General features: G+C 75.2%; 19 protein-coding genes and 3 pseudogenes. 9 read left to right on the top strand and 13 right to left on the bottom strand.

The genetic code is table 11. The features are described 5' to 3' along the window. Positions 1–35: 35 nt before the first annotated feature. The 6 genes from RLT57_RS27950 to RLT57_RS27925 all read right to left on the bottom strand — a co-directional run bounded on the left by RLT57_RS27950 (position 36) and on the right by RLT57_RS27925 (position 5,718). A complete protein-coding gene (locus tag RLT57_RS27950) occupies positions 36–695 on the bottom strand; it encodes an acetate uptake transporter (protein ID WP_311300022.1) in 660 nt (219 codons plus the stop codon). Between the two features lie 148 nt (positions 696–843). Then, a complete protein-coding gene (locus RLT57_RS27945) occupies positions 844–2,658 on the bottom strand; it encodes a cation acetate symporter (protein WP_311300021.1) in 1,815 nt (604 codons plus the stop codon). Continuing rightward, complete coding sequence (locus RLT57_RS27940; RefSeq protein WP_311300020.1) at positions 2,655–3,170, bottom strand: hypothetical protein; 516 nt, start codon at positions 3,168–3,170, stop codon at positions 2,655–2,657. Before RLT57_RS27940 ends, RLT57_RS27945 begins: the two co-directional genes overlap by 4 nt. Beyond that, positions 3,167–3,919, bottom strand: coding sequence for a LytR/AlgR family response regulator transcription factor (locus RLT57_RS27935; protein ID WP_311300019.1), 753 nt, complete (start codon positions 3,917–3,919; stop codon positions 3,167–3,169). The genes RLT57_RS27940 and RLT57_RS27935 overlap by 4 nt, the downstream gene beginning before the upstream one ends. Continuing rightward, complete coding sequence (locus RLT57_RS27930; protein WP_311300018.1) at positions 3,916–5,097, bottom strand: sensor histidine kinase; 1,182 nt, start codon at positions 5,095–5,097, stop codon at positions 3,916–3,918. Before RLT57_RS27930 ends, RLT57_RS27935 begins: the two co-directional genes overlap by 4 nt. 165 nt (positions 5,098–5,262) lie before the next feature. Beyond that, positions 5,263–5,718 carry a lamin tail domain-containing protein gene (locus RLT57_RS27925; RefSeq protein ID WP_311300017.1) on the bottom strand — a complete coding sequence of 152 codons (456 nt, stop codon included), beginning with the start codon at positions 5,716–5,718 and terminating at the stop codon, positions 5,263–5,265. A gap of 544 nt (positions 5,719–6,262) precedes the next feature. Here RLT57_RS27925 and zwf point away from each other — a divergent pair. Then, a complete protein-coding gene (zwf, locus tag RLT57_RS27920) occupies positions 6,263–7,702 on the top strand; it encodes a glucose-6-phosphate dehydrogenase (protein ID WP_311300016.1) in 1,440 nt (479 codons plus the stop codon). Positions 7,703–7,964: 262 nt separating this feature from the next. On the opposite strand, the pseudogene RLT57_RS33560 reads toward zwf, so the two are convergent. The 4 genes and pseudogenes from RLT57_RS33560 to RLT57_RS27900 all read right to left on the bottom strand — a co-directional run. Then, positions 7,965–8,090, bottom strand: a pseudogene (locus tag RLT57_RS33560) (hypothetical protein); the annotation flags it as partial. Positions 8,091–8,347: 257 nt separating this feature from the next. Beyond that, positions 8,348–8,818 (bottom strand): discoidin domain-containing protein, encoded by a 471-nt coding sequence (locus RLT57_RS27910; RefSeq protein ID WP_311300014.1) that lies wholly within the window; start codon positions 8,816–8,818, stop codon positions 8,348–8,350. Between the two features lie 380 nt (positions 8,819–9,198). Beyond that, positions 9,199–10,131, bottom strand: a complete 933-nt coding sequence (locus RLT57_RS27905; RefSeq protein ID WP_311300013.1) for an NADP-dependent oxidoreductase — start codon at positions 10,129–10,131, stop codon at positions 9,199–9,201. A 171-nt stretch (positions 10,132–10,302) separates the two neighbouring features. Continuing rightward, positions 10,303–10,743: a MarR family winged helix-turn-helix transcriptional regulator gene (locus RLT57_RS27900; RefSeq protein ID WP_311300012.1), complete on the bottom strand. Its 441-nt coding sequence runs from the start codon at positions 10,741–10,743 to the stop codon at positions 10,303–10,305. A 785-nt stretch (positions 10,744–11,528) separates the two neighbouring features. Between RLT57_RS27900 and tsrT the strand changes: the two genes are divergently transcribed. Both tsrT and RLT57_RS27890 read left to right on the top strand, forming a co-directional pair. Next, positions 11,529–13,211: a tryptophan 2-C-methyltransferase gene (tsrT, locus tag RLT57_RS27895; protein WP_311300011.1), complete on the top strand. Its 1,683-nt coding sequence runs from the start codon at positions 11,529–11,531 to the stop codon at positions 13,209–13,211. A 125-nt stretch (positions 13,212–13,336) separates the two neighbouring features. Next, a complete protein-coding gene (locus RLT57_RS27890; RefSeq protein ID WP_432759755.1) occupies positions 13,337–13,831 on the top strand; it encodes a PGPGW domain-containing protein in 495 nt (164 codons plus the stop codon). Positions 13,832–14,037: 206 nt separating this feature from the next. Here the strand turns inward: RLT57_RS27890 and RLT57_RS27885 are convergent, their stop codons facing one another. Further along, positions 14,038–14,883 (bottom strand): (2Fe-2S)-binding protein, encoded by an 846-nt coding sequence (locus tag RLT57_RS27885; RefSeq protein ID WP_311300010.1) that lies wholly within the window; start codon positions 14,881–14,883, stop codon positions 14,038–14,040. A 199-nt stretch (positions 14,884–15,082) separates the two neighbouring features. Between RLT57_RS27885 and RLT57_RS27880 the strand changes: the two genes are divergently transcribed. Genes RLT57_RS27880 through RLT57_RS27865 form a run of 4 tightly spaced genes read left to right on the top strand, consistent with a single transcriptional unit; the run spans position 15,083 to position 21,049 of the window. Further along, positions 15,083–16,294 (top strand): ATP-grasp domain-containing protein, encoded by a 1,212-nt coding sequence (locus tag RLT57_RS27880; RefSeq protein ID WP_311300009.1) that lies wholly within the window; start codon positions 15,083–15,085, stop codon positions 16,292–16,294. Continuing rightward, entirely contained in the window at positions 16,291–18,048 is a 1,758-nt protein-coding gene (locus tag RLT57_RS27875; RefSeq protein ID WP_311300008.1) for an IucA/IucC family siderophore biosynthesis protein, read from the top strand. The genes RLT57_RS27880 and RLT57_RS27875 overlap by 4 nt, the downstream gene beginning before the upstream one ends. Then, a complete protein-coding gene (locus RLT57_RS27870) occupies positions 18,048–19,781 on the top strand; it encodes an IucA/IucC family protein (protein WP_311300007.1) in 1,734 nt (577 codons plus the stop codon). Before RLT57_RS27875 ends, RLT57_RS27870 begins: the two co-directional genes overlap by 1 nt. Next, positions 19,778–21,049: a type III PLP-dependent enzyme gene (locus RLT57_RS27865; protein ID WP_311300006.1), complete on the top strand. Its 1,272-nt coding sequence runs from the start codon at positions 19,778–19,780 to the stop codon at positions 21,047–21,049. The genes RLT57_RS27870 and RLT57_RS27865 overlap by 4 nt, the downstream gene beginning before the upstream one ends. 102 nt (positions 21,050–21,151) lie before the next feature. Here RLT57_RS27865 and RLT57_RS27860 read toward each other — a convergent pair. Next, a pseudogene (locus RLT57_RS27860) lies at positions 21,152–22,318 on the bottom strand (PP2C family protein-serine/threonine phosphatase). Between the two features lie 128 nt (positions 22,319–22,446). Here RLT57_RS27860 and RLT57_RS27855 point away from each other — a divergent pair. Continuing rightward, positions 22,447–22,941 carry a MarR family winged helix-turn-helix transcriptional regulator gene (locus RLT57_RS27855; protein WP_311300005.1) on the top strand — a complete coding sequence of 165 codons (495 nt, stop codon included), beginning with the start codon at positions 22,447–22,449 and terminating at the stop codon, positions 22,939–22,941. Between the two features lie 285 nt (positions 22,942–23,226). Here the strand turns inward: RLT57_RS27855 and RLT57_RS27850 are convergent. Next, positions 23,227–23,520, bottom strand: a pseudogene (locus tag RLT57_RS27850) (MarR family transcriptional regulator); the annotation flags it as partial. 516 nt (positions 23,521–24,036) lie between these two features. Here RLT57_RS27850 and RLT57_RS27845 point away from each other — a divergent pair. Continuing rightward, the gene (locus RLT57_RS27845; RefSeq protein ID WP_311300004.1) at positions 24,037–24,510 is read left to right on the top strand and encodes an NUDIX domain-containing protein; all 474 of its coding nucleotides are present in this window, start codon (positions 24,037–24,039) and stop codon (positions 24,508–24,510) included. Positions 24,511–24,691: the final 181 nt, after the last annotated feature.

The following is a 24,691-nucleotide window of genomic DNA, read 5'->3' as shown; positions in this document are numbered from 1 at the left end:
ACCGGTCAGCGCGGCGGCGCGCCTCGGCGGCGCGGTTACCGGTGCGCTTCCTCCACCGGCCCGCCGCGGCGGCCGAGGGACACGCGGGCGCCGGCCCCGGCGAAGACCGGGACGACGGGCCGCTTCCAGGTGGCGTTGGTGACTCCCGCGAAGGAGGCGTACCAGGCGACGACCGCGGTCACCAGGCCCAGCCAGCCGCCCGCCTTGGTGGTGTCGGCGGACTGGGCGAACGCGCCGACGGTCAGCAGGACGAAGGTCGCCGCCAAGGTGGCGAAGACCGCCAGCAGGGCGCCTGAGGTACGCAGCGCGGCGACCGTCATGTAGACGGTGAACACCGCCCAGATCAGCAGAAAGAGCCCGGTGGCCTGGTGCTCGGTCGCGGGCGGCAGGCCACCGGCGACGTACTTCGCATAGCCCGCGTACGACAGCCAGAAGGCGCCGTACGAGCCGAAGGCGGTGGCCCCGAAGGTGTTGCCCTTCCTGAACTCCCACATGCCCGCGAGGAGTTGGACGATACCGCCGTAGAACAGCGCGAGCGGCAGGACCACCGTCAGCAGACCGGCGTCTATCAGGTCGGCGTTGAAGGAGCTGAGGACGAAGGTGGTGGCGGCGAAGCCGGCCAGGCCGAGCGGTCCGGGGTCGGCGATCGTCTCCGGGGCCGCGGGAGGCGTCGTGGTGGTCGTGGGAGTGCTCATCTGCTCTTCCCCTCCTCGTCGAGGAACGGCGGCGGAACGCCGGAAGCGGTTCCGGTGCCTCCGCCACGCTAGGCGGGCCCCGGCCGCGCGGCCCGCCGGCGGACGGCGCGGGTCGCCCAGCGGTGCGGTCCGCTCGCCGGACGGCCCGTCAGCCGCGCCCAGCGGTCGGCGGTTCGGGCAGTGACCGCGCCGCAGGGGCCGGGTCGGCGGCCGGCGGGAGGGTGCCGGATCCCGGGGCCGGGGGGACGGCGCCGACCTCCTCGGGCAGGTGCATGCGCAGCATCACCCGGTCCACGGCCGCCGTGGAGATCCGGCGCCGGGTCAGCAGCGACACGGAGACCATCACGGTGAACGCCGTGGGGACGGTCCAGGCCGCGGGCTGGTCGAGCAGGGCCGCGGTCCAGCCCCGGCCGGATCCGCGGACGCCGGTCACCACCACGGCGAGCGCGGCGAGACCGCCGCCGGCCACCAGGCCGGCCAGGGCACCGAGGTCGGTCAGTCCGCGCCACCAGATGCCGAGCACCAGCAGCGGGCAGAACGAGGACGCGGCGACCGCGAAGGCCAGCCCGATGGCGTCGGCAACCGGCAGCCCGGGGGTCGCCGCCGCCATCACCAGCGGCGGTACGGTCGCGGCCAGCGAGGCCCGGCGGAAGCCGCGGGTCGAGCCGCGCAGCAGGTCCTGCGCGACCACCCCGGCCACCGAGACGGTCAGCCCCGAGGCGGTGGACACGAAGGCCGCGAAGGCCCCGGCGGTGGCCAGCGCCGCGAGCAGCCGCCCGGCCTCGCCCGCCTGCGCGATCTGCGGCATCACCAGCACCGCGGTGTCGGTCTGCCCGGTGAGCAGCAGTTGCGGGGCGAGCACCCGGCCGAGCGCCCCGTAGACGGTCGGCAGCAGGTAGAAGACACTCAGCAGCACCAAGACCAGTACGGTGGTGCGCCGGGCCGCGTGCCCGTCGGGGTTGGTGTAGAAGCGGACCAGGACGTGCGGCAGGCCCATGGTGCCCAGGCAGGTGGCCAGCAGGATCGAGTACACCGCGTACAGCGGGTGCGGCCGGCCGCCCGCGCCGGACAGCGGCGCGGCCCAGCGGTCGCCGGTGGCGGGGGCCAGGCCCGCCGCGTGCGGCACCACGGCGCCCGCCGGGAACGTCAGTTCGGTGCCGGCCTCCGCCGCGTGCTCGCCGCCGCCGAGCCGGACCGGCTCGCCCGGCGGGCGGTGCACCGTCCCGTCGAGGCGGCCGCGGACCACCGCGGTCACGGGCGAGCGCACGTCGAAGCGGACCGGGTCCTGGAGGCGCACCACCGTGGTGCGCGGGAACCTCGGCACGTCGGGACCGGTCAGCGCGGGCGCCCCGGCGGACCGCCAGGCCAGTACCAGGAAGAGCGCGGGCACCGCGATGGCGGTCAGTTTCAGCCAGAAGTGGAAGCCCTGCACCAGGGTGACGCTGCGCATGCCGCCCGCGGTGGCGACGCCGACCACCGCCGCCGCCACGACCAGCGCGCCGGCCCAGCGCGGGGCGCCGGTCACCGTCTGGAGCGTCAGGCCGGCGCCCTGGAGCTGCGGCACCAGGTACAGCCAGCCGATGACGACGACCAGCACGCCCGCCACCCGCCGCACCGCCGCGGAGTTGAGCCGCTCCTCGGCGAAGTCCGGCAGCGTGTACGCGCCCGAGCGCCGCAGCGGGGCCGCGACCAGCAGCAACAGCACCAGGTACCCGGCGGTGTAGCCCACCGGGTAGGCGAGCATGTCCACCCCGTACGCCATGAGGAGCCCGGCCACGCCCAGGAACGACGCCGCCGACAGGTACTCGCCGCCGATCGCCGAGGCGTTCATCAGGGGTGAGACCTCGCGCGAGGCGACGTAGAAGTCCGAGGTGGCCCGGGACAGCCGCAGCCCGTACACGCCGAAGCCGGCGGTCGCGGCGAGGACGACCGCCAGCGCGCCGAAGCCGAGCCCGGCGTTCATCGGCCCCAGGGTCCGGGCACGGGCGGAAAGCCGCCGCCGGGTTCCCGACCGGCGGCGGATCCGGGCGCGGAAGCGGGCGCGGAAGCGGGCGCGGAAGCGGCGCCCGGGCCGGCCGGCGGGCCGGGGGCGTTGAGGAGTTCGGCGAAGTCGCGCTCCACCCGTTCCGCGTGGCGGACGTGGAGCCAGGCGACAGCCACCAGCACCGGGTAGGCGACGACGGCCGGGAGCAGCCAGGCCGGCCGGAGTCCGCAGATCTGCGCCGTCCGCAGCCCCGGTGACAGCGCGAACGCCGCCGGGGTCGCGCCGAGCACCGCAGCCAGGACGGCCAGCACCCCGAGTGCCGGCCGCAGTTGGTCGCGGACCAGCGAGCGCACGTAGACCCGGCCGAGCGGCGGCTGGGCGTGCAGGTCCCGCGCCCCGGCGCGCGCGGAGTAGCCGCCCGTCCGGTCGCGGCGCGGAGCGGTGACCGCGACGCGCGGCGGGGGCTGCCGGGGGTGCTGCGGCCCGCTCACGAGGGACCGGGGCCGGGCTGCCGCGCCCACCGGGTCAGCAGGTCCCGCAGTTCGCGGGCGTGCCGCCGGCTGACCGGGAGGTCGCCGCCGGCCACCCGTACCGTCCAGTGCCCGGCGTCCGAGCGCAGTTCCTCCACCCGCCGCAGCGAGACCAGGAACCGCCGGTGGATGCGCAGGAATCCGTGCGGCGCCCAGCGCTCCTCCAGCACCGCGAGGGAGGTCCGCACCAGCGGCGCCTCGCCGTCGGTGTGCAGGCGCACGTAGTCGCCCTGTGCCTCGGCGTACGCCACCTCGTCCCGGGAGACGAACCGGATCACGCCGCCGAGGTCGACCGGTATCCGCTCGGCGGACCGCTCCGGGACCGGGGCGCCCGGCGGCCCGCCGTTCAGCGCGGCCACCCGGCGGACCGCCTCGGCCAGGCGTTCCCGCCGTACCGGTTTGAGCAGGTAGTCGCACACTTTGAGGGTGAAGGCGTCCGCCGCGAAGTCGTCGTGGGCGGTGACGAGGACGACGGCGGGCCGGTCCGCGAACCGGCCGAGCACCCGCACCAGGTCCAGCCCGTCCAGGCCGGGCATCCGGATGTCGAGGAAGACCGCGTCGACCGTCTCGCGCTCCAGCAGCCGCAGCGCCGCGTCACTGCTGCCGGCGGCGAGCACCCGGCCGATCCGCCGGTCGCCGCGCAGCAGGTACGTCAGGTCCTCCAGGGCGGGCGGTTCGTCGTCGACGGCCAGGATCCGCAGCGGCTTCATGACGGGTGCACTCCGTTCCGGTACTTGGGCACCCGCACGTTGACCTTGGTGCCGGCGCCCGGTGCGGTCTCCACCACCAGGCCGTAGTCGTCGCCGAAGACCGTGCGCAGCCGCACGTCGACGTTGCCGAGGCCGAGCGAGTCCCCGTCGGCCTCCCCCGCCAGCAGCGCGCGCAGTTTGTCAGGGTCCATGCCCACGCCGTCGTCCTCCACGCTGATCCGGCACTCCGCGCCCGCGTCCTCGGCCCGGATGGTGATCCGGCCCGGCGCCGGCTTGGGGCCGAGGCCGTGCCGTACGGCGTTCTCCACGATCGGCTGAAGGCACAGGAACGGCACCGCGACCGGCAGCACCTCGGGGGCGATCAGCAGGTCGACCCGCAGCCGGGCGCCGAAGCGGGCCCGCTCCAGCCGCAAGTAGCTGTCGACGGAGTGCAGTTCCTCGGCCAGCGTGCTGAACTGGCCGTGGCTGCGCAGGCTGTAGCGGGTCAGCTCGGCGAACTCCAGCAGCAGCTCGCGGGCCTGGTCGGGGTCGGTACGGACGAAGGAAGCGATGGCGGTGAGCGAGTTGTAGACGAAGTGCGGGGAGATCTGGGCCCGCAGCGCGCGCAGTTCGGCCTCCATCATCCGGGTGCGGGAGCGGTCGAGTTCGGCGAGTTCCAGCTGGGAGATGACCCAGTGGGCGACCTCGCCCGCGGCCCTGACCAGCCCGGCGGACACCTGCCGCGCGTACACCGACAGCGCCCCGACCACCAGGCCGTCCACCACCAGCGGCACCACGACGGCGCTGCGGACCGGGCAGTCGGGGTCGCCGCAGTCGACGACCTCCGCGGGCACCACCCAGGGCCGCCCGGCGCGCATCGCGTCCCCGGCGTGCGCCACCGCCCGCGCGGCGTGCCGTCTGCCCGGCCCTTCCCAGGCGAGCAGTTCGCCGTCGCCGACCAGGGCGAGCGCGGGTGTGCCGAGCAGGTCCCGCAGGTGCCGGGCCGCCCGCCGGGCCGACGCGGCGGTGAGCCCCTCGCGCAGCGGCGGGGCCGCCAGCGAGGCGGCGTGCAGGGTGGCGAAGGCGGCCCGGTCGGTGGGGGTGCCGAGGTCCCGGCGGCCCCGCATCGGCCAGAGCAGCGCGCCGGCGGCACCGGCGATCACCGACGCGACGGACACCACGGTGATCACCGACCCCATGAACCGCATTATGACCATGCCCGGCGGTGTGAGACAGGGCCAGGACGAAGCCGCGCCGAATCGCCCGCGAACACCCCGTCCGTTCCCGGCCTTTGTGGTAGCGCGTACCCGACCGCAGGGCCGCGCCCCGCCTCCGTGGCACGGAGGCGGGGCGGAGCGGTCGGCTCAGCACGCCTTGTAGTCGACCTTGGTGGAGTTGTACGAGCAGGTGTCGACCTTCGCGCCGTTCGCCTTCTTCAGCGTGGCGGTGTCCTTGTCGTTGTTCCACACGTAGGCCGCCCGGTTCTGGTACCGGTTCACCGAGGTGTCCTTGCCCTTCCCGGTGTGCACGGCCAGGATCCGGTGGGCCCCGATGGCGTACGTGCCGAAGGTGTACTTGTGGTTCGAGGCGTCCGCCAGCACCCACCCCTTGAGGCTCACGGACTTCGCGGTGGTGTTGGCTATCTGCACCCACTCGGCGTTCAGGCTGGCGTTCGAGCCGCGGTCCACGCCGGGGCTGTCGTAGTAGATCCGGTACAGGTGGACCGAGCCGGCGGCCGCGTCCGCCTGGGTCGGCAGCAGCGCGGCTCCCGCCAGTGCGGCCGCCACGGCGGCACCGGCGAATGTGCGTGAACGGGTCATCGGCATCCCTTGCGCATCAGGCCGGGCACCCCCCAAAAAATCGGGCCCGGCGAAGCGCTCATCATATGAACGAACGCCGCAGACCCGGGCGTCCGCGACGGATCCCGGACCCGGCAGGACCGGCCGGGACCGGCAGGTCCCGCGGGCCCCGCTCCGGGGCCGCCGCGCCGGCCGGGGCGCGGCCCGCCGCCCCGCCGGCGGCCGGCGGTTCGGGGCCGGCCGGGGCTCCGGGGGCCGTCGCGGGCGCCCGGAGCCCCGCGGCCGTCAGCCGTCGCCGGGGCAGAGGTGCAGCGCCAGGACGCCGCCGCCGGTCACGGTGGCGTGGACGCGGCCGATGGTCCCGGCGTCGCCGCCGTTGGCGAGCCGGAGGTCCGTGCCGGCGTTCTCACCGTCGTGGAAGGCGGCGTCGTCCGGGCGGACTCACACGGCACGCGCGCCGCCTCACCGATATCGGGGTCCGGGAAACCTAGACTCGCCGGCAGGACAGGACCGCGCCGCACTGCGCCGACGGCGGTGCGAACCTCCCGAGAGCGAGAAGACGTACATGACCTCTGCCGACCGGATCCCCCCCGCCCTCACCGACCCGCAGGTCCTCGTCCTGTTCGGCGCCACGGGCGACCTGGCCGGCCGCAAGCTCTTCCCCGGGCTCTACCGGCTCTTCCGCGCCGGGATGCTGCCGGAGCGGTTCGCCGTCATCGGCTCCGGACGGCACTCCCCCGGCACCGACGGGGAGTTCCGCGCCCGGCTGGCCGAGCGGGTGCGCGAGCACGCGGCGGCGGCGTTCGAGAAGGACGCCTGGGCCGCGTTCGCCGAACACATCACCTTCCGGACCTCGTCGGCGGAGGACGGTACGGAGCTGGCCGCGGCCGTACGGGCGGCGCAGCGGGACAGCTCGGCCGACGTGCGCACCCTGGTGTACATGTCGGTGCCCCCGGCCACCATGGAGTCCATGATCGGGATGCTCGGCGACACCGGCATCGCCGCCGACGCCTCGATCATCATGGAGAAGCCCTTCGGCAGCGACGAGGCGAGCGCCCGCGCGCTGAACGCGGCCGTCCACCGGGTCGTACCGGAGGAACGGGTCTTCCGCATCGACCACTTCCTCGGCAAGGAGGCGGTCCAGAACATCCTGGCGATGCGCTTCGCCAACGGCCTGTTCGAGCCCGCCTGGAACCGCGACCACATCGCCTACGTGCAGATCGACGTGCCCGAGGACATCGGCATCGAGGGCCGCGCGTCCTTCATGGAGGGCACCGGCACCTTCCGTGACATGGTCTCCACCCACCTGTGCCAGATCCTCGGGTTCGTCGCACTGGAGCCGCCGGTGCGGATCGGCGCGCAGGAGCTGCGCGCCGAGAAGTACAAGCTGTACGAATCGGTGCGGCCCTTCGACCCGCAGGAGGTCGTCTTCGGGCAGTACGAGGGCTACCGCGACGAGGAGGGCGTCGACCCGCGCTCCACGGTCGAGACGTTCGTCGCGGTCCGGGCCTGGATCGACAACTGGCGCTGGCAGGGCGTGCCGTTCCTGCTGCGCACCGGCAAGGCCATGGGGCAGTCGCGCCGGGTGGTGACCGTCGGCTTCCGCAACCCGCCGCAGGAGCTGTTCGGCCTGGCCGACTGCCGCCCGAACGAGCCCAACGAACTCGTCCTGGAGCTCACCGACGAGCCCGAGGTGTCCGTCATCCTGCGCGCCAAGAAGCCGGGGCCGGAGCTGCTGGTCTCCGACGCGCGCCTTGAACTGCGGTTCGACGACGCCTTCCCCGGCGTCCAGCCGCTGGAGGCGTACGAGAAGCTGCTGCTGGACGCGATGCACGGCGACCAGACGCTGTTCACCGGCGCGGCCGAGATCGAGCGGCTGTGGCAGGTCTGCGACCCGGTCCAGCGCGACCGCCCCGAGCCGCTCCCCTACGCCCGCGGCTCCTGGGGCCCCAAGGCGGCCGAGGAGCTGGCCGGCGACCGCGGCTGGCGGCTGCCCGACAACTGACCGGCCTCGGCGGCGGCCGCGACGCCGGGGCCGGGCGGCGGGCCCGGCGCGGGGGGCGGCCTGCTCGGCCGTCCCCCGCGCCGGCGGGTGCTACGGCCGGGCGTTGGCGGTGGCCACGCCGCTCAGGTCCGGGCCGCCGGTCAGCGGCAGGTTGCGGGAGGAGTCGCCGACCAGGATCTGGGTCGGCGGCGCCCGTCTGCCCCGACGGGTAGGGGTCCTCGCCGAAGGTCTCGTAGGCGCGGCCCCAGCGCGGGTCGCGGACGATGTTGACGGTCGGGCCGAGGGCGACGATCACCCCCTTGGCGGCGAACTCCCGGCCGACCGCGACGCCGTACCACTGCTCGTACTGGGTGTCGAAGGTGGCCGCGGAGACCAGGCCGGACGGCATCTGGGTGACTCCGCCGAGGCTGTCGCCGACGCCGGCCGGGCCGTCCCCGAAGTCGACGTCCGGGACGCAGAGCGACGGGATGCCGATGATCTCGCCGATGCAGAAGGAGGCGTCGGTGCCGTGCAGCATCGAGACCTTCTGGGCCGGTGTCATCTGTCCCGTCAGCTGGGCCACGCGGGTGCTGGTCGCCGCGGTCGAGTTGAGCCAGAGGCGGTTGCCGGGCGCCGGCCGGGACGGCGGCGGCGGAACGGTCGCGGTCACGCCGCCGACCGTGTAGACCTGGAACTCCCACCGGGCGTAGCCGTATCCGGTGGCCCGCGTGGTGCCGTACATCCGGATGTGCGGCCGGTGCCGGAGACGGTGAGGGTCTGCTTGCCGCCCGTGCCGGTGGTGGTGGTGGTGGTGAAGTAAACCGGGTTCCACGTCGTGCCGTTGTCGGAGACCTGGATCTGCAAGCCGGAGGCGTACGCGGCCTCCCGCTGGAGGACGACCTGCGTCACCGAGGCGCCGGCGCCGAGGTCGACCTGGAGCCACTGCTGGTCGGCCGCGGCACTGGACCATCGGGTGCCCGCGTTGCCGTCGACCGCCGCGGACGCCAAGGTGCCGGCGTTCTCCGTGGAGGAGGCGGTGGCGGGCCTGCCCTGCGACAGGCCCGGCGGCGTGCGCCGGGCCGCCGGCGCAGGACAGCGAGGCGAGCAGGCCAGGACGGCGGCCGCGACCGCCCCCATGGAGCGGGATCCGCTGGGACCGCGCGTGGTCGCTCGATGGCTGAAGGGCATGGCTCTCTCACGGTGGGGGCGTGTGACGACGGGTGCGGGGGGATCGCGGGCCCCGGCCCGCGGGTCCGCGGGACGCCGGCACCGTCGGGGCGACGACCACTTGGAGAGCGCTCTCCCACCGCGGTGAACTCTCCGGCCCTTCACGCAGTCAAGGTCGCGGATACCAAGACTTGGCACAAGCGTGGAGCAGGCCGAAGCCGTCTTTCGCCCCCGGGCGGGTCGGCCTGCTCCGAGTGCTCGGCGCGCTCAGTGCGCTCGGGAGACTCGGCGGGGATCCGTCGCCCGGATCCGCGCGGTGGAGGAGCGGGATCCCGGCAGCGGGCCCCGGCTCAGGGGACGAGCACGATCTTGCCGCGGGTGTGCCGCCGCTCCAGTTCCTCGAAGGCCTCGGCGACCTTGTCGAGCGGGTAGGCGGCGGCGACCGGGATCCCGATCCGGCCGGAGGCGACGAGGCCGGCCACCTCGGTCAGCACCTCGCGGGTGGAGGCGTCGGCGCTCCCTGCGGCCTTGGCGCCGAGTTCTCGCGCCTTCGCGTAGGAGATGATGGTCTCGATCCGGTCGGGTGCGATGCCGAGGTCGGCCGCGAGCTGCACGTACTCGGGGCCGAACAGGTCGATGAAGGCGTCGATACCGTCCGGCGCCGCCGCGGTCAGCCGCTCGGCGAGCCCCTCGCCGTACGGGACGTGGGTGGCGCCGTGCGCGGTGAGCCAGTCGGCGTTGGCGGACGAGGCGATGCCGAGCACCCGCGCGCCGCGCACGCCCAGGAGCTGTACGACGACCGTACCGACGCCGCCGGCCGCCGCGGAGACCGCCACCGTCTCCCCCGGTTTCGGGTCGACGGCCCGGACCGCCGCGTACGCGGTGCAGCCGACGACGTAGAGGGAGCCGGCGACCGGCCAGCTGAGCTCCGGCGGCTTGCGGATCAGCTGGCCGGCCGGTACGGCGGTGTGGGTGGCGTGGCTGGAGCGGGTCCAGGAGTAGCCCAGCACCTCGTCGCCGACGGCGAACTCGCCGACGCCGTCGCCGACCGCGGTGACCACGCCGGCGAGGTCGCTGCCCTCCCCGGAGGGGAAGGTGGCGGGCAGCCGGTCGTGGAGGGCACCGGTGCGGATGGCGGCCTCGCCCGGGTTGACGGCCGCCGCCTTGACGGCGACGACCACCTCGCCCGCCGCCGGTTCCGGCATGGGCACGTCGGCGACATAGAGGACGTCGGTGGAGCCGTAGCGGTCGAAGCGGACCGCTCGGGCCGTGGTGTCGTTCATCTGTCTCTCCTTCGGGAGGTGCGGCGCCGGCCGCTGGGGCCTGGCGCCGGGATGTCCGTGGGTGCGGGTGCGCGGTGGAGGAGGGCGCGCCGTGGCGTGTCGTCGGCCGGCGGGAACGCGGCGGGTGTACGCGCCGGACCCGCGGCGCCGCGGAGGTCCCGGCGACAGACCCTAGGAGTCGCCGGTGCGTGGTGTGTTGGCCGCGCGGAGGGCGGCGAGCGCGGCCCCGAGCCGGTCGAGTTCGGCCGCGGGCAGCGGGCCGCGCAGCCGCCGCCGGAGTTCCCGGTCGACGACGCGGCCGGCCCTTTCGACCGACTCCGCGCCGTCCGGGGTGAGTTCGACGACCGAGGAACGCCGGTCGGCCGGGTTCGGACGGCGTACGAGACCGCCGCGCGCGACGATCCTGTCGACTGCCTGACTGGCCCCGCCGACCGTGATCGACAGGGCCGCGGCTATGTCGTTGACCCGGCACGCCGGTGTGCGGGCGACGACGGACATCACGTCGAAGCTGCCCAGGGACAGCCCGCAGTCCTGCCGGACCCGGGCGTCCATCGCGTTCCACAGGTCGGTCTCGAACCGCACCAGATCGTCGAACAGCCGCCGCAGGTCCACCCGGGGAGGTCCTTCCGCTCCACCTCTGTATTAGCTCTTACTATATTAGTCCTATCGTAAATACCCCGTGCGGCTCGCCGCGGCGCGGCGCACCGGGCCCCCGAACGCGCAGGACGCACGTCCCCTGTCGCGGATGGGCGGGACCACCCGGACACCCCCGTGCCGTTCCTTTGAGGGGCGGCCGAGGACGGGTCGCCCGACCCGGTCACGGGTCGCCGCTCGGCAGCCGATCGGAGTGGGCTTGCGGCGGACCCCGCCTCCTGGCGAAGGTCTTCGCAGCCGATCAGCACCACCGATTCGAGGAGGATGCGCGGCGAACACGCCCGTACCGTGGGGCATCGGTCGTATGGGGCCGTTCACGACCGCTACGGCACTCCCGGAGTGCACACCCGTGGTCGACCCCGGGGACGCAGATCGCCATCATCTGAATCAGAACGGCAGAACGGGTCGAACCGGGCACGCACGGCACCAGCACCAGCACCAGCACCAGCACCAGCACCAGCGGACTGACGCCCACGACCACCACCCCGGCCGGCTGGCCGAGCCCGGGAGGAGCGGACGCCACCGGTGTCACCGGTTGTCGAGCGCCGATCCGCCTCGGGCTTCTACAGTCGACACACGGGCGGGGCGCGCGGCGGGCGGAGGTCCGGGGGCAGGCACCCGGCACGGCGCCCGGCGCAGGCGTGACGTGGGCGGCGGCTGACCGTCCGCGCCCCGGTCTCGGGCCGGCAGCAGAGCAAGCGAACGGCTCGGCACCTCTTCGACCATCACGGCTAGGAGGAACCATGCACCTCGCACCCAGCGCGTCAAAGGGCCTGGTCACCCTGATCAACCCCAACTTCGTCAAACCGGGCGTCACTCCGTACGCCCTGGACATCCTCTGCTCGCACCTGGAAGTAGCCGGGTTCGAGGTGGAGGTGCTGGACCTGACGTTCCGGGAGAGCGACTGGCGGCTCGCCGAGTACTTCGCCACCCGCGACCCCCTGATGGTGGGGATCACCCTGCGCAACGCGGGAAGTGTGCAGCCCCAGGAGCAGCGGGTCTTCCTACCCGACCACTTACGGGTGATCGACGCCGTACGGGCGCTGACCGGCGCTCCCATCGTGCTGGGCGGCGCGGGGTTCTCCTCGATGCCGTACGCGGCGATGGAGTACTTCCGGGTGCCCTACGGAGTGAAGGGGCCCGGCGAGGTGGTCATCTGCGACCTGGCCGACGCGCTGGCGTCGGGCCGGCGCCCCGACTCGGTGCAGGGACTCCTGACGTACGACGGGCAGACCGTACGGGCGGCCGGCCTCACCGTCGGGTTCCCGGTGGCGGGCAGCACGCTCGGCCGCCACATCTCGGCGCGCTACCAGCGGCATTCGGGTGTGCCGTACCGGATCGACAACCGCGAGTACTACGACAAGGGCGGGCTGGGCAACCTGCTCACCAAGAACGGCTGCCCCTTCGCCTGCAACCACTGCGTGGAGCCGGACGCCAAGGGCGCGGTCGTCTCGCGGCGCACTCCGGCCGTCGTCGTCGACGAGATCGAGTCGATGATGGGGCAGGGGATCTACGACATCCACACCACCGACAGCGAGTTCAACATCAATCCGATGCACAGCAAGGAGATCCTGCGCGAGATCATCCAGCGCCGCGGCCGCGCCGGCAGTCCGCTGCACAGGCTGCGGCTGTGGATCTACGCGCACCCGGTGCCCTTCGACGAGGAACTCGCCGACCTGCTCGCCGAGGCGGGCTGCAAGGGGGTGTCGCTGTCGGCCGAGCACATGGGCCGCGAGGACCTCGCGGTCTGGGACGCGCCGAGCGGCCGGGTCGGGCTGGCCTACACGCTGGACGACGTGCGCAAGGTGACGAAGCTGCTGTCGGACCGCGGCATCATCATCACCACCGAGCTGCTGCTGGGCCTTCCGGGTGAAAACCTCGACACCCTCAAGCGGGCCGTGGACGCCTCCCTGGCGCTGCCGACCACGGTGGTCGGCTACACCCTCGGCCTCCAGGTCTTCCCGCACGCCCCGCTCGGCATCCGGCTGGCCGCGGAGTCCGGCGGCGACACCGTCGTACGCGGCCTGCAGTCCAACACCGCGAGGAGCCCGATCCTCCTCAAGCCCCTCGACCGCTGCGCGACGATGACCGAGTACGAGCGGCAGTTCTGGTTCGACGGGCAGGGCCGGATCCGCCCGGTCTTCTACTTCTCGCCGGACCTCCCCGAAGACCCGGCGACGGTCGGGCGGCCCGACGGCAGGTGGGTGAAGACCATCGAGTGGCTCCAGGACTACGTCCCGGCGTCCGAGCACTACCGGGTGGCGCTGCCCACGCTCGGCGGCAACGGCCAGGACGACAACAACTACGCCGACAACCCGTTCCTGAAGTACGCCGTCGCGCTGGGTTACAAGGGCGCCTACTACTCCTGGTGGCGCAGCCGCGAGCGCATCTTCGAAGAGGCCCGGCTGGCGGGCCTCACCGGCTGACCGTCCGGCCGGGGCCCCCGGACCCCGGCCGGCCGCGGCCGGGCCTTCCCCGGCCGCGGCCGGCCGGACGGCGTCCGCGCGGTGTCGCGGCCCGGTCCCGGTGCCGCCCCGGTTACGGTGGACGGGTGAACGGAGCGCGACGGGCCGAGGCCGAGGCACTGACACCGGACGAGGAGGCCGGGGCGGAGCCGGGATCCGGGTCGCCCGGACAGGTCCGGCTGCACCCGGCGAAACGGCTGGCCCTGGGGGTGGCGGGCGGCATACTGCTGCTGGTCGGCGCGGCGCTGCTGGTACTGCCCGGCCCCGGGCTGCTGCTGGTGCTGGCCGGGCTGATCCTGCTGTCCCGCGCCGTCCCGCCGGTGGCCCGGTTCGTCGAGCCGGTCCGCGACCGGGCGATGCAGGCCGCCGAGGCGAGCGTGAACTCCCGGTGGCGGATCGCCGGCTCGGTACTGGCCGGTCTCGGGCTCGTCGCGGCCGGCGTCGTCTGGGGCACCCGGGCGCTGTCCTGGCTGCCGTTCACCGGTTGGAGCACCGGGTCGAGCCTGATCCTGTCCGGCGCCGTCCTGTTCGCGCTGCTGGTCTGGAGCTACCGCCGGGTACGCGGCTCCCGCGACACCTAGGGCCTGTCGTCCGGCTCTCCGCGGGGGGGGCGGAGCGAGGCCCGGCGCGTGCGCCCGCGAGGCGGCGGAGGAAGGCGGCGTGGGGGCCTTCGCCACCGTCGCAGCCGCGGGGGCCGTCGTCGGCCGGCCGGAACGCGGCGGGCGGGCGGACCGGACCCCGCTCCGCCGCGGAGGGCGCAGCGACAGGCGCCGGGCCGCGGGCCGGCTCAGTCGGGCGCGGTGCCGCTCGCGTCCAGCCGTTCGGCGTCGCACAGCCGGGGGCAGGTGCCGCAGGTCTCGGCGGGCCGGATCGTGTAGTGCAGGCAGCAGCCGAGCCGGGTACGGGTCAGCTGGGCGCGCCCGTCACGGCCGGTCAGCCGGCGGAAGTCGGCGCCGCCGGGGAACGGCGCCACCGGCCCGGGGAGCAGCTCGCCGGCCGCCCGCACCGCCCGCTCCTCCTCGCCGAGGGCCCGGCCGAGGTGCCATACACCGGAGACCAGGTCGTCGCCCGCCATACCCCACAGCGCGCGGGCGCCCCGGCGCAGCCGCGGTCCGAGCGCGGTGAGCAGCGGCCGTACGTGCTCGGCCACCGCCGACCGCAGTTCGTCCCGCAGCGCCTGTTCGTGCGGCAGCACCCGCACCCCGGGGAGCGCCGCCGCCGGGTCGCCGGGCAGGCAGGCGAAGGCGCCGGGCACCAGGCGGAACCTCCCGCTGGTCAGGTCGATCCGCAGGTCGCGCGGGTGGACGCGCGGTACCCGGTGCTGGAGGTACCAGGGCCCGCTCATCATCAGGCACACCGACCAGAGGTAGCCGTGCAGGGCCCGGGAGGCGACCACGTGCGGGCGGGCGGCGCTGCCGTGGCGGCCGTGGATCCGGGACGCCTCGGCTTCGAGCCAGGCGTCGAGGGCCTCGCCGCCGGCCGCCAGCGCCTCGGCGTTCACCCATCGGGGTGATGGCCGGGCGCCGGCCGCGGCCACGTCGAGCTCCAGCGCGGGGCAGAGCGCGACAAGCCGCCGGTACACCTGGGCCGGCAGGGTCGGAGCGCTGGAGCAGGACGTCGGGGCCGGGGGCACGGGTACTCCTCAACTCCAGGGAATGGCGCGTTTAGGTAAGCCTGACCTAATCATGGCAGAGATCGGCCGCGCCAATCGATGCCACGCCGAACCGAATTGACAGGCTTAGGCATGCCTAACCTAGGCTCGTGCCACCTCCGGCCGGCCGACGCAGCGCGACGGCCGGCCGAACGACCCGGTACGCGGAAGTGATCCCTGCATGCAGCTGTACCTGCTGGCCCTGAATCCGACCGATTCGGTCACCGAGGGGTTCCTTCCCGCCGCCCGCAGGCTCGGCCTGGACACGACCGTGCTCACCGACCGGCCGCAGGCGCACCGCGCCGCGTACGGGCAGGCCGCCGCGGTGGGGGCCGTCGAGGTGCTCGGCTGCGAGGTCCGGGACGTCCACGCGGTCGTCAGCCGGATCTCGGCGCACCGCGCGCCCGGCGCGGTCTTCAGCAACAGCGACCACCTGCAGACGCAGACGGCGCTGGCCGCCGGGTACTTCGGCCTGCCGGCGAAGGACTGGCGGGCGGCGCTGCGGACCAAGGACAAGGCGGAGATGCGCCGCCGGCTGGCTGCCGCCGGGGCCGACGCCGTCTGGTCGGCGGAACTGCCCGCGGGGGCGGACCCGGCCACCGCGCTGGCCGGGCTCGCGGTGCCGTTCCCCTGCGTGGTCAAGCCGCGCGAGGGGGTGGCGAGCGAGGACGTGGTACGGGTGGCGGACCGCGCCGAACTGGTGCGGCGCTGTGCGCGGATCCAGGCCCGCCGGCCGGGGGAGGCGCTGGTCGTCGAGGAGTTCCTGCCCGGCGAGCTGTTCACCCTGGAGACGCTCGGCGACGGCCGGACCCGCCATGTGCTGGGCGGGTTCCACACCCGGCTCTCGCCGCCGCCGTACTTCATCGAGGAGCGGCTGTCGTTCGTCGCCGACCGCCCGGCGCGGGTCCAGGCGCAGGTGCTGGACCAACTGGACGCCCTCGGTGTCGGTTTCGGGGCCTGCCACACCGAATTCGTGGTGTCCGAAGGGCAGGCGCGGCTGATCGAGGTCAACTACCGTGCCATCGGAGACCAGTGCGACCTGTTGCTCGCCGAACTGCTGGAGGTCCCGCTGTTCGAGCACATCCTCCGCGTCCATCTCGGCGAGCGCCTGCCGGCCGACCTGGGCGCGCGTACCGGCCGGGCCGCCCGGCTGGACTATCCGTACGCCCGCAGCGCCGGAACGCTGACCGCCGCGCCGGAGGCGGCCGAACTGACCGTGGGCGGGGTGCGTCTGACGTACCGTCCGCTGCGCGCGGTCGGTGAACGGCGTCCGCTGCACCACACCAACCGCGATCTGCTGGGTGTGGTGCGGGCGTTCGGCCCCGGGCAGGACGCCGTGGACCGGGCGGTGGACGGCTTCCTGGCCGCGCGGACCTGGGAGATCACCCCGTGACGGTGGCCGGCTCCGCCGCCGGCACGGTCGAGGAGGGCCTGCTGCTGCGGGTGCTGAGCACCCTGCTGCGCGAGGACGTGGTGGGCCTGCGCACCCGGAGCACCGTACGGGACCGGCCGGACGGGCGCTGGCTGCACCTGGCCGCGGGCCGGGGCGCGCTGGCGCTGCCGGTGGCGGAGGACGGTTTCCAGTGCGAGTACACGGCCCGGCTGCCGCTGCTGCGGGTGGAGCCCGGCGGCGGGGAGCTGACCACCGGCCAGCAGGTGCTGGCCGCGCTCGGCGCGCTCGCGGCGCCCGAGGACCGGGCGGGTTTCGGCGCCTTCGCGGCGGAGTACGCCGACGCGCTGGCGGCGCTGCGGCTCCAGGCGGCGACCCGGGAGGAGGTCGTCGCGCGGCTCGGCGCCGACCCGCTGCGGTGGCGGGGACCGCTGGCGGGCCTGGCCTTCGACACCCTGGCCGCCCGCGCCGGCCACCCGCTCTATCCGACCGGCGCCGCCCGCACCGGCCTGTCTCCTGACCAACTCCTCGGTCACGCGCCCGAGTTCGCGCCGCGATTCGCGCTGCGCTGGGTCGCCGTGCCCCGGGCGGCGGTCACCGTGGCCGGCGCGGAGGGGGCCGCGGGCCTCGGTGCGTTCTGGCCGGCGCCGTCCGGGCTCGGCCTGCCGGGGCTGGACGCGACCCATCTGGCGCTGCCCGTACACCCGCTGACGGCGGGCGGGCCGCTGCGCGAGGCGGTGGGCGCCGACGGGCCGGCCGCCGGCGCCGTACCGGCGGAGCAGCCGTTCCTCCAAGCGGCGCCCACCTTGTCGACGCGGACCGTCGCGCTGACCGCGCACCCGGGCGTCCACCTCAAACTCCCGCTGGCCGTCTCGACCCTGGGGCTGCTCAACCGGCGCAGCGTCACACCCGGCAGCCTGGTCGACGGCGCCGCGGGACAGCGCCTGCTAACGGCCGTCACCGCCCGCGAACCCCGCTTCCAGGGCCGGGTGCTGCACGCCGACGAGACACGTTACGCGCACGCCGGCCATGACCTGCTCGCCGTCCTGGTCCGCCGGCTCCCCGCCGGGCTCGACGACTGCCTGGTCCTGCCGCTGGCCGCACTCACCGCCCCGGCCCCCGGCGGCCGGCTGGTGATCGACCACCTCGCCGACCACTGGTTCGGCGGTGAGCCGCTCGCCCTGCTGGACGCGGTGCTCACCCTCCTGCTGGACTGGCAGACCACGCTGCTGGGCTACGGCATCGCCCTGGAGTCGCACCAGCAGAACATCTCGCTGCTGCTGGACGGGCCCGCGGGCGCGCCCCGGGTCCGGCTGCTGTTCAAGGACGACGACGGCCCCCGGATCAACCGCGGCCGGCTGCGCGAGGCGCTCGGGGCGGACGCCCCGGGTCCGGGCGACTTCGCCGACCCGCGGATCCTCACCGACCGGGACGGACCGGTGCTCGACCTGTTCACCACCGTCACCGTCCATCTGTGCGCCGGCGCCTTCGCGTTCACCCTCGCCCGGCACGGCCGTGCTCCCCTGGACCGGCTGCTCGGCCTGGTACGCGACCGGCTGGAGGAGGGCGCGCGGCGGCTCGGGGACGGGCCCGGCACACCCGGGGCCGCCCTGCGCGCCCGGGTGCTGGACGCCGGGCGGCTGCCGGTCAAGGCGATGGTCACCGCGGGCACGCTGCTCACCAAGAACCGTTCAGGAGCGTCCGACATCAACAAGTACTACACCACCGGTCCCAACTACCTTCTGCGGAGCCGTTGATGGCACTGTCCTGCGTCACCGGCCCGGCCGGCCGCGCCGACCGGACCGCCCCCGCCCCGCTGGCCGGCGCGGACGAGGCGGTGGCCCACACCCTGCTCAACTGCCTGCTCCGCGAGGTCTCCGGGCCCGACCACCAGACCGCCGTCATCGGCGGCCACCTGCTGCTGCGGCTGCCGCGCAGCGGAGTGCGGCTGCGGGTGGCGCTGCGCCGCACCTCCCTGCTGGGCGGCCACCGCTTCACCGGGCCGGTGAGCGAGGACACCGGCGGCGGCTGGGCCGCGATCGGCTGGCTGCGGCTCGCCGAGCACACGCACGCGGAGCTGTCGGCGCGGACCGGGGTGCCCAACGAGGAGTTCCTGGAGCAGGTGGTCTCCAGCCACCAGGGGGTCGCCGCCGGGCTGGCCGCGCCGCGGCCGGCGGCCGGCCGGGATCCGCTGGACCGCTATCTCGCCTCGGAGCGGTCGCTGGTCTACGGCCACCGCTTCCACCCGACGCCCAAGGCCCGCAGCGGGGACCCCGGGTCCTGGACCGCGTACGCCCCCGAGGCCTCCGCCGCCTTCCCCCTGCGGCTGCTGGCGGTACGGGACCGGCTGGTGGTCCAGGAGAGCGCCGCGCCCGGCGCGGCCGACCCGCTGGACCGGCTGGCCGCGGTGCCGGCGGGCTACCGGCTGCTGCCCGCGCACCCCTGGCAGTACGAACTGCTGCGCCGGCACCCCGGGTTGCGGACCGCCCTCGACCGCGGCGACGTACTGGACCTGGGGCCCGGCCGGCGCCGCTTCGCCGCCACCGCCTCGGTGCGGACCGTCTACGACGGCGACACCTTCCTCAAGTTCAGCCTGAATGTCCGCATTACCAACTGCCTCCGCAAGAACGCCAGTTACGAGTTGGCCGGCGCGGTCGCGCTGACCCGGCTGCTCGACTGCGCGTTCACCGAGCTGGCCGGCCGGTTCCCGGGCAGCGACATGCTCCGCGAGCCCGCCTTCCGCAGCCTGGGCCTGCCGGGGCCGGACGGGCGGCCGGACCTGCCACTGCTGGAGGGCTTCGGGGTGATCGTCCGGGAGGGGCTCGGACAGCGGCTGCGGCCCGGCGCCACCGCGCTGCTCGCCGCCGCGGTCGCCGACCAGTACCCGACCGGCCCCGGGCACATCTCCCGGCTGCTGCCCGCGGCGGACCGGGCGACGGCGCTGCGCTGGTGGCGGCGCTACCTGCGGCTGCTGGTCCCGCCCGTGCTGGCCGCCTACTGCGATCACGGCATCGTCCTCGAACCGCACCTGCAGAACGTCCTGGTGTGCGTGGACGCCGAGGGGATGCCGGTGCAGGTGCTCTTCCGCGACCTGGAGGGCACCAAGCTGCTCCCCGGCCACCACGCCGCCGCGCTCGCCGCCCTCCCGGCGCAGGTGGCGGGCCCGCTGACCTACGACGCCGACCAGGGCTGGGACCGCCTCGTCTACTGCCTGCTGGTCAACCACATCGCGGAACTGCTGTCGGCGCTGGCCGACCTGCACCCCGCCGCCGAGCCCGCGCTGTGGTCCGAGGTGCGCGACACGATCCGGGACCACGCCGCCGAGCACGGCCGGACGCCCCGCCTGGACGCGCTGCTGGCCGGGGAGCCGCTGCCGGCCAAGGCCAATCTGCTCACCCGCTGGCAGCGGGCCGCCGACCGGGAGGCCGGCTACGTACGGCTGCCCTCGCCGCTGGCGGCGGACGTGCTGCCCGCCGGGGGCGACCGGTGACCGCGCGGGTCCGGCCCACCGGGGCCGTCCGCGACCTCGCCCTGTCGCTGCCGACCGGGCAGCTCCCGGCCTACATCTACGACCTGGACGCGCTGCGGGAACACGCCGCCGCCGTCAGGGCCGCGCTGCCGGAACGGGTCGAGCTGTACTACGCGGCCAAGGCCAACCCCGAGCCGCGGATCCTGGCCGCGCTCGCGCCGTTCGTCGACGGGTACGAGGTGGCCTCGGGCGGTGAACTCGCCCATGTGGCGGGGGCGGTGCCGGGCCGCCCGGTGGCCTTCGGCGGTCCGGGGAAGACCCCGGCGGAGATCACGGCGGCCCTGGCTGCGGGCGTGCGCCGCTTCCACGTCGAGAGCGAGCACGAGCTGCGGACGCTGGCGTGGCTTGCCGCCGGCGCCGGGGTGCGTGCCGGGGTGCTGCTGCGCTTCAACCTCGCGGTGCGGACTGGGGCGTTGACGGCGGGCGGGCTGGCCATGGGCGGCCGGCCGACGCCCTTCGGCATCGACCCGTTACGGGCCGACGCCGCGGTCGCGGCGCTCACCGACGGCAGCTGCCCGCAGGTGGAGCTGCTGGGCGTGCACGCCCATCTGGCCAGCGGTCTGGCGGCGCCCGAACTGCTCGCCGTCGCCGGGTCGGTGGTCGGCTGGGCGGCGGCGCTGGCCGCCCGGCACCGCGTCGCGCTGCGGGAGGTGAACGTCGGCGGCGGCATGCACGTCGACTACGCCGACCCCGCCGCCCGCTTCGACTGGGCGGCCTACGGCGCCGGCCTCGCCCGGCTCACCGCGGCCCACCCCGGGCTGCTGCTCCGCGTCGAACCCGGCCGGGCGCTGACGGCGTACTGCGGCTGGTACGCCACCGACGTGCTCGATGTGAAGCGCAGCCACGGCGAGGAGTTCGCGGTGGTCAGGGGCGGCACCCACCACCTGCGCACTCCGGCCGCCAAGGGGCACGACCAGCCGTGCGCCGTGCTCCCCGTCGCCGACTGGCCGCATCCGTGGCCGCGGCCCGCCGGCGGGGCGGGCCCGGTCACGCTGGCCGGCCAGCTGTGCACCCCCAAGGACGTACTGGCCCGCCGGGTCCCGGCGCCGGGTCTGCGGGCCGGTGACCGGGTGGTCTTCGCCCTGGCCGGCGCGTACGCCTGGAACATCTCGCACCACGACTTCCTCATGCACCCGCGGCCGACCGCGCACTTTTCCGGCGGATCCGGCGCCGCGCCCGCCCCACCCGCGGCGGCGGGCGGGAACGTGACGGAGGGCGTCCGTGCCTGAGGCGGGGCCGCCGCCGCGCGCCCGCCGGAGCCGCCCGCGGGCCGGGGTCCCGGCCGGCCCGGGGCAGCATCGGCGGACGGGCGGCGGCAGCCCCGCGGCCCGCTACCCAACGTCGGCCTCGCGGCCTCGCCCGTCCAGGCAGACCACCATCGCGTCGTCCTCCGGCTCGGGAGTGCCGCGGTGGGTGGTCAGCTCCCGCAGTACGGCCTGCGGGACCTGGGACGGGGGCAGCAGGCGGGTGCCGGCGATGGCCCGGGCCAGTGCCTGCTCGCTGTAGCGCTCGCCGCTGGGCGAGGCCGCGTCGTACACCCCGTCGCTGACGAACAGCAGCCGGTCGCCCTTCTCCATCCGATGGGTCTGGGCGGTGTACAGGGTGTCCTCGAACATCCCCAGCGGCAGCTGCGGCTCCAACCCCAGCGGTTCGACCTTGCCGCCGCGCAGCCGCCACAGCTGCGGGGACCCGGCGTCGATCACCTCGGTCTCCCCGCTGACGAGGTCGAAGCGCAGCAGCAGGGCGGCGAGGTACGCGGCGCCCCGGTAGTGCCCGTAGACGGCCTGGTCGCCGAGGAACGCCTGGTCGGCCAGGGAGAGGCCGGCGCGGCGGCCGTTGCGCAGCGCGCCCACGGCGAGGCTGGTCAGCAGCGCGGCCTCGACGCACTCGCCCATCCCGTTGGTGACGGTGAGGATGAGGTGGTCGGCGGAGGCGGACCAGTCGACGTTGTCGCCGTGGATGGCGTAGGCGGGTTCGGGCTGCGCGCCGATCTCGTACTCGGGGCGGGCGCAGGAGCTGCCGGGCAGCAGTTCCCACTACATTTCCGCGGCCAGGGTGAGGCGGTCGGCCCGGCGCGCCTGGACGTACAGGTCGGTGTCCCGGGCCGCGACGAAGATCTCGTGGCCGAGTATCTCGGCGATCTCCTCCAGCTCGCTTTCGGCGGCCGGATCGTACGCGGCGGCGGGCAGCCGGACCGACAGCACGCCGATGCGGTCGCCGCGGACGCTGATCGGCAGGTGGGCGGTGACCACGTCGCCGCGCGGGTCGGCGACGGTGTGGGTGCGCTGGGCGCCGAAGGCGCGGCCGGGGGCGCTGGAGTGGACGTGGACGGACTCCGCTGTGTAAAGGAGCCCGCTGACCGGTTGCAGTATGGTCAGGGCGTAGTCGGCCATCAGCAGCTCGGCGTCGAGGGCCGCGTAGTGCGTGGCGAGGGCGTCCCGCGTCGCGTCCAGGAGAGCGTGCGGCGTGGCGCGGCGCAGGGCGCGTTCCACAGCCATGAGTCTGTCCACCGGTCGATACCGCCTGTTCGTGAAGAGCAACACAACAAGAGCCAGATAAAAGGAGCGGATGAGGTCTCATGCCTCAGCGACTGACAGGGCTGGTGAGAAGTGTCACAGTTGGGGGCATGCTTACCGGCGCCTCCTCCGACAGAGACGGCGCCGCCTTCGCGGCCCGCGAGGTCGTCGAGCTACTCGAGGTGCTGTGGACGCAGGATCGTGACATGACCTCGACCGCGCCGGTGTCGTCGTCGCAGCTGAAGGTGCTGTACGTCCTGGACCGCGACGAGGGGATCAATCTGCGCACCCTGGGCGAGGTGCTGGGGTCGGCGCCGTCCTCGGTCAGCCGGATGTGCGACCGGCTGCACGCGCTGGGCTTCATCGAGCGGTCGCTGAGCACCGCCAGCCGCAGGGAGCTGGAGCTGCGCCTGTCGGGGCGCGGGGAGAGCTATCTCGCCGAGCTGCGGGCCCGGCGCGAGGCCAGCCTGCTGCACTTCATCTCGGCCATGAGCCCCGCCGACCGCGCGGCGCTGGTGGCCGGCCTGAACGGCTTCCGGAGTGCGGTCACCGGGCCGGCGCCCGCCGAGAGCGGGCCGCGCACCGGGGCGGCCGAGTCCGCCTAGGGCCTGCCGTGCGGATTCCCGCGGGTCGAGGAGCGGGATCCGGTGCGTGCGCGTCCGGGGAGGGAGGCGGCGTGGTGTGCCGTCGACCGGCCGGAACGCGGCCGGGGTGCCGGCGGCCCGTCCGCGCAGGTGGGCCCGTACCCGCTCCAGCGCGGCCCGCAGTGCCCGGTGCTGCCCGGCGGGGCCGCTCAGCCGCTCCGCGATGGCGCGTGTCCGCCGCTCCCGCTGGGAACGGAGCGTCTCGCCGCCGGCGGCGGTGAGCGCCAGCAGACTGCGGCGTCCGTCGCCGGCGTCCGGGCGGCGCAGCAGGAGTCCGGCGCTCTCCAGCCGTCCGCACAGCCGACCGGCCGCCGCCGTACCGATGTCGAGCGCCCGGCTCAGCTCGGTGAGCGAGAGCGGGGCGGACCACTCGACCACGACCAGGGCCCGCAGCCCCGCCGGGGCGAGACGGGAGTCCGCCCGGATCTCGGCGTACTCCCACAGGGCCAGCAGGGCCGCCGCGGCCGCCGCCGGGCCCACGGCCTCCGCCGCCGGCCGGCCGGCGGCGCCCGCCCGCTGTGCCGTCTCGCTGTCGTCCATGGGGCCGTCCGGAAGAAGGAGCTGCCGTCTGGGCTCTTGGGCCCTTCGTGCCCCGAAGCGGGCCCGCCATGCACCTCGCGCCGCACCCGGCGGGGTCCGGCGGGCGTCCCGCGGCGGCCGGACCCGTCAGTCCGCCAGCGCCTCCGAGACCGTGGCGGCGAAGACCGGCCCGGGACCGTGCAGCCGGCCGGGCCCCTGCGGGTGACCCCGCCGGCCCGGTCGGCCCGCCGGTCGCCGCCCCCGGCGCCTCGGGGCCCGGAAGGCGGGAGGCGGGAGGCGGGAGGCGGGGCCGCCGCGAGAGCGGGGCGGGGCGGCCGGCGCTCGTTGCCGCTCCGCTCCGTCACGGCCCCGCGCGACGGGGTCCCCCGCGCGCCGGGATCGGCGGCACGGACGGTGCGGCGCCCGTCGCGCGTACCGCCGGGGTACGCGTCGCGGCGGGCGGGACGGTCCTTTTCGGCGGACGCCGGCCCCCGTGGCGCCGGGGCGGCGGCCGGCGGGGCGGGCACACTGGGCGGTGTGGCGGCGAAACACAGTGCCGGGATCCTGCTGTTCCGCAGGACAGGCGGCGCGGACGGTGACATCGAGGTGCTCCTCGGGCACATGGGCGGGCCGTTCTGGGCCCGTCGTGACGTGGGCGCGTGGAGTGTGATCAAGGGTGAGTACGAACCCGACGAGCCGGCGCAGGCCGCGGCCCGGCGGGAGTTCCGGGAGGAGCTGGGCCTGCCGGTGCCGCCCGGCGAGCTGATCTGGCTGGGCGAGGCGAAGCAGCCCAACGGCAAGACCGTCACGGTGTGGGCGCTCGAGGGCGACCTCGACCCGGCGCTGGTGGTCCCCGGCACCTTCACGATGGAGTGGCCGAGGGGGTCCCGCAGGCTTCAGGAGTTCCCGGAGATCGACCGGGCGGCCTGGCCGGCCCTGCCCGAGGCCCGGGAGAAGATCGTCTCGGGCCAGCGGGTGTTCCTCGACCGGCTGGCCGAACTGCTGGGCTGACGTCCGCCGGTACGGGGCGCCCGCCGCGCGTCCGGCGGTGGGCCCGCCGCCGGACGGCGGGGGCAGGCCGGTGGCCCGAAGCCGGGCGGAGCTGTCAGGCAGGGCGGCGGACACGGCAGGAAACGGGGGGTGCCGCGGGGGAAGCGCGAGGTGGGAGGGGGCGGGGGCGGGGGCACGGGAA

This window comes from Streptomyces sp. ITFR-21 (genome assembly GCF_031844685.1).
GTDB lineage: Bacteria > Actinomycetota > Actinomycetes > Streptomycetales > Streptomycetaceae > Actinacidiphila.
The sequence above is the reverse complement of the archived record's forward strand: the minus strand, read 5'-3'. Positions and strand labels throughout refer to the sequence as shown.